We start from the raw sequence: 4205 nt of genomic DNA, 5'->3' as shown, positions 1-4205 counted from the left end.
TTGATACCTGCCCTGACTTTGTCCCTTGCTCCTGTAAATAAAATCAGGGTAATTCATCCAGGAATTCAGTGTAAAGATCCGGTCAGCTTCGCATTTTACTTGTGCCCTTTACAAGATATGTTATAGTTTTATGCATCAGTAAGGTCAACTTTATAATGTCACCTTCTATAGTTAAAACTTAAATAATTCATTCTCAAAACATTATGAACGCAGCACGTTACCTGGGAGCACACTGCTCCGTGTCCGGAGGGCTTTACCGGGCTGTAGAACGTATAGAGGGACTTTCTGGTACAGCCCTGCAGATATTCACCCGCAACCAGAGGCAGTGGAAGGCCTCGCCCGTCAAGGACCAGGAGGCTGAACAGTTCAGACAGGCCCTGCAGCAGTGGGGTGATTATCCTGTTTTGTCCCATGACAGCTACCTAATTAATCTGGCTTCTCCGGACAGGGAAATCCTTAAAAAGTCGGTACAGGCCTTTGCCGGCGAACTTAAGCGTTGCGCCCTGCTGGGCATTCCCGGGCTGGTCACACACCCCGGCGCGCACAAGGGACAGGGCCTGGATAAGGGACTGCAGGCATATGTCCGGGCCCTGAATGAGGCCCTGGACCTGGCCCTGCAGCAATGTCCGGAAAGTGCAGATGTTCAGGTTCTCCTGGAAACCACCTCCGGGCAGGGTACAGTCCTTGGTAGTACCTTCCAGGAGCTTGATTTCATTATCAGCACCAGCAAAAACTCCGACAGGCTGGGCGTCTGCTTCGATACCTGCCACGTTTTTGCGGCTGGTTATGATATGCGCACCCGGGCAAGCTACAATGCCACCATGCAGACCCTGGACAGTACTGTCGGGCTGCAGCGGGTCCAGGCTGTTCACCTGAATGACAGCAGCTATGAGCTGGGCAGCCGGGGCGACCGCCACGTACATATCGGCAAGGGTGAAATGGGGCTGGAGCCATTCAGGCAAATCCTTAACGATCCCCGGTTCTATGATGTACCCATGGTCATAGAAACCCCCAAGGACAAGGCCGGGAAATGGGACCAGGCAAACTTAAACCTCCTGCGGGGACTGGTTAAACAATGATTACCCGTTTTTAAACTTTAATATATTAATACTAATAGTAATGATTATCTATTGACAAAATAATCTGATAGTAATATGCATATATCACTACAGCGACACTTTATTTAGTAATCATTCAAAGGGCAGATGCCGGCCCGGGGACAGTCCCCAAGCCTTGTGCTGTGGCGAGTAATTGTGTGCTGGACACAGCCAAACCTGTGAGTATCTGGATAAGGAAGTGGTTATTTAGAACGAGCCACTCCCGGCCTTAAAAAGTATGGGATTAAGAGCGTTGCTGAGCGGATTAGACCATGCTGTACGTATAAAATGAAAAACTCACGTGAAAGGTATCTGTTAAGCGCTTTGCATGTGGCACGGGGACTGGCTCTCCCCGCACTTATTTTTAAAACCTGCCAATTTTCCTTCAGAAAAATAAGTGCGGTGGTTGCCTGTCCCCTGCTTTCCTTAAAATCGCTAAACAGATACCGTGAAAGCAACATGATGAAATAATTGGATCAGCACTGTAGTTGTAGTTATTTATACTGGACCATCAACCAACAAAACGAAAAAGGAGAAACATCATGGCAGACAATCAGGATAAACCCACAACCAATGACGCCGGAATGCCGGTATCCAGCGATGAGTTTTCATTGACTGTAGGCCCGGACGGCCCCATCCTGCTTCAGGATCATTATCTGCTGGAGCAGATGGCCAATTTCAACCGGGAAATGATCCCGGATCGCCAGCCCCATGCCAAGGGTTCCGGGGCCTTCGGGCACTTTGAGGTCACCAGTGACGTGAGCACCTATACCAAGGCGTCATTATTCCAGCCAGGGGCCAAGACAGAGGTCCTGGCCCGCTTTTCCACCGTTGCCGGAGAGTCCGGCAGCCCGGATACCTGGCGGGACGTGCGCGGTTTTGCAGTCAAGTTCTATACCCCTGAAGGCAACTACGACATGGTGGGCAACAACACTCCGGTGTTTTTTATTCGCGACCCCATGAAATTCCAGCACTTCATCCACTCCCAGAAACGCCGGGCGGACACCGGCCTGCGCTGCCACGACATGCAGTGGGATTTCTGGACCCTGTCTCCGGAATCCGCTCACCAGGTAACCATTCTCATGAGCGATCGCGGGGTGCCCAGAACCTACCGGCATATGAACGGCTACACCAGTCACACCTATATGTGGGTCAACGCCAAAGGCGAGAAGTTCTGGGTCAAATACCACTTCAAGACGGACCAGGGCATTGAGTTTCTAACAGATGAAGAAGCAGACAGAATCGCCGGCCAGGACGCCGACTACCACCGCCGGGACCTGGCCGAGGCCATTAAGCGCGGTGAAAATCCCAGCTGGACCCTCAAGGTGCAGATCATGCCCTTTGAAGACGCCAAAACCTACCGTTACAACCCCTTTGATCTGACCAAGGTCTGGCCTCACAGCGACTACCCCCTGCACGAGGTGGGCCGGCTGACTTTGAACCGCAACCCGGCCGACTTTCATGCCGAGATTGAGCAGGCCGCCTTTGAGCCCAACAGCTTTGTGCCCGGCATCGGCCCCAGCCCGGATCGCATGCTTCAGGCCCGGCTTTTTTCCTATGCCGATGCTCACAGGGCCAGACTCGGGGTCAATTACAAACAGATCCCGGTCAACCGGCCCAAGGCCCCGGTACACAGCTACAGCAAAGGCGGGGCCATGCGCATTGAAAATGTCTCCGACCCGGTCTACGCCCCCAACTCCAAGGGCGGACCCAGCGCCGACCCAAAGCGTTATCCCGAAGAAGCCGTCTGGGAGGCCTCTGGAGAATTTATGCGCACCGCCTATACCCTGCGCAAGGATGACGACGATTTCGGCCAGCCCGGTACCCTGGTGCGCGAGGTCATGGATGAGGCCCAGCGTGAAAGGCTGGTGTCCAATGTTGTCGGTCATCTCAAAAAAGGCGTCAGCGGCCCCATTCTGGAGCGGGCTCTGGAGTACTGGCGCAATATTGACAAGGATATCGGCGAGCGCATCGCCAAAGGGGTGAAAGGAAGCTGATGTCAAAGCGCCTGCGCTTTTTTCAGGCAACCCCTGACCGCTTGATGTAAAAATACGTATTGCAGCCCGCCTCAAGGGGCGAACCCACGGGGCGGGCCGCAACCAGAAGGAATATTTCGTGTATCTGGCCTGGAAAGAGCAGAACAAAAAAAGATATTACGTTATCCGCAAGTCCGTGCTCAGTCAGGGGGTGTATGTATCCAGGGATCTAATGGACCTTGGCCGCGACCCGTCTGTTTTTCTTGAGTACCCCGGGGGCAGGAGCTTTTATATCCACGAGCAGGTGGAGGAGCAGCTAAACGCCTCCGGCACTGCCTGGGATTACGGGGATCTGGAGGATGTATTCTGGCCTTTTGTGAGTCCGGACATAAAAAGATCCCTGCAGGGCTTCAAGTCCAGGGACGCAAGAAATGCCAGGATTCCGGAGCTTACCGACCAGGAGGACGAATTCATCCGCAACCGGCTGCACATAATTGACAAGCGCCGCTACAACTACCTGCGCCTGGGGGAACTGGACCAGTCAAAACTCACCCGTATACCCCCCAGGTTCTACCGGCCCCTGGCCTTCAAGTCCAGGGATGAACTGGAGCATCTGTTTATAAACATGGAAGGCAGCCTCAATCCCTCTGAATACTCCCTGTATGTATATTCATTTTTCTATCTGCGCCGCTTCTTTGATGAAATCATGGCCGGGAAGATGCCCCAGGGCCTGGACCAGGACAGGCTGGACCGTCTGTTTTTACAGGAAGTCTGCCAGTTGGACCGGGACGTTTCCTTCTGGAAGGGCCATGCAAGGAAAATGGGCCTGCATAAGTATCTCAGGCGCTATGTGATCATGTATTTCGATTATCCCTTTTCTACGGGCAATATTCTGCAGGAACATATCCGGGACTTCATAGCCCGCAACCGGGCCGGGTTTGAGCAGCCCCGACCGGGCAAAAAGGAGCCGGGCATGGAGGAGGTCAGTACCATCCTGGGTATGTCCGTGCAGAAACTGAAAAAAATGTCCAGGCGGGAACTCACCAGGATCTACCGCCGCCGGGCCCTGAAGATGCACCCGGACAAGGGAGGAGATCATGAGGAATTCATCAGGTTGAATGAAGCCTATCAG

Annotated in this window: 3 protein-coding genes; all 3 read left to right on the top strand. The window is 53.3% G+C overall.

The window, feature by feature from the left end:
* The first annotated feature begins 203 nt into the window (after nucleotides 1-203).
* Nucleotides 204-1079, top strand: a complete 876-nt coding sequence (locus tag QZP87_RS05990; RefSeq protein WP_291322014.1) for a deoxyribonuclease IV — start codon at nucleotides 204-206, stop codon at nucleotides 1077-1079.
* A 560-nt stretch (nucleotides 1080-1639) separates the two neighbouring features.
* Nucleotides 1640-3094 carry a catalase gene (locus QZP87_RS05985; RefSeq protein ID WP_291322013.1) on the top strand — a complete coding sequence of 485 codons (1455 nt, stop codon included), beginning with the start codon at nucleotides 1640-1642 and terminating at the stop codon, nucleotides 3092-3094.
* Between the two features lie 118 nt (nucleotides 3095-3212).
* The coding region (locus tag QZP87_RS05980) for a J domain-containing protein (protein WP_291322012.1) at nucleotides 3213-4205 on the top strand (993 nt) is incomplete at its 3' end.

Origin of the sequence: Desulfonatronospira sp., assembly GCA_003563255.1 — a bacterium.
In the GTDB taxonomy this organism is placed as follows: domain Bacteria; phylum Desulfobacterota; class Desulfovibrionia; order Desulfovibrionales; family Desulfonatronovibrionaceae; genus Desulfonatronospira.
This window is presented reverse-complemented; position numbering and strand designations above follow the sequence as displayed.

Bases quoted from the DNA above. Each gene is read 5' to 3' on its own strand.
- QZP87_RS05985 (WP_291322013.1), top strand. From the start codon at position 1,640: ATGGCAGACAATCAGGATAAACCCACAACCAATGACGCCGGAATGCCG.
- QZP87_RS05990 (WP_291322014.1), top strand. From the start codon at position 204: ATGAACGCAGCACGTTACCTGGGAGCACACTGCTCCGTGTCCGGAGGG.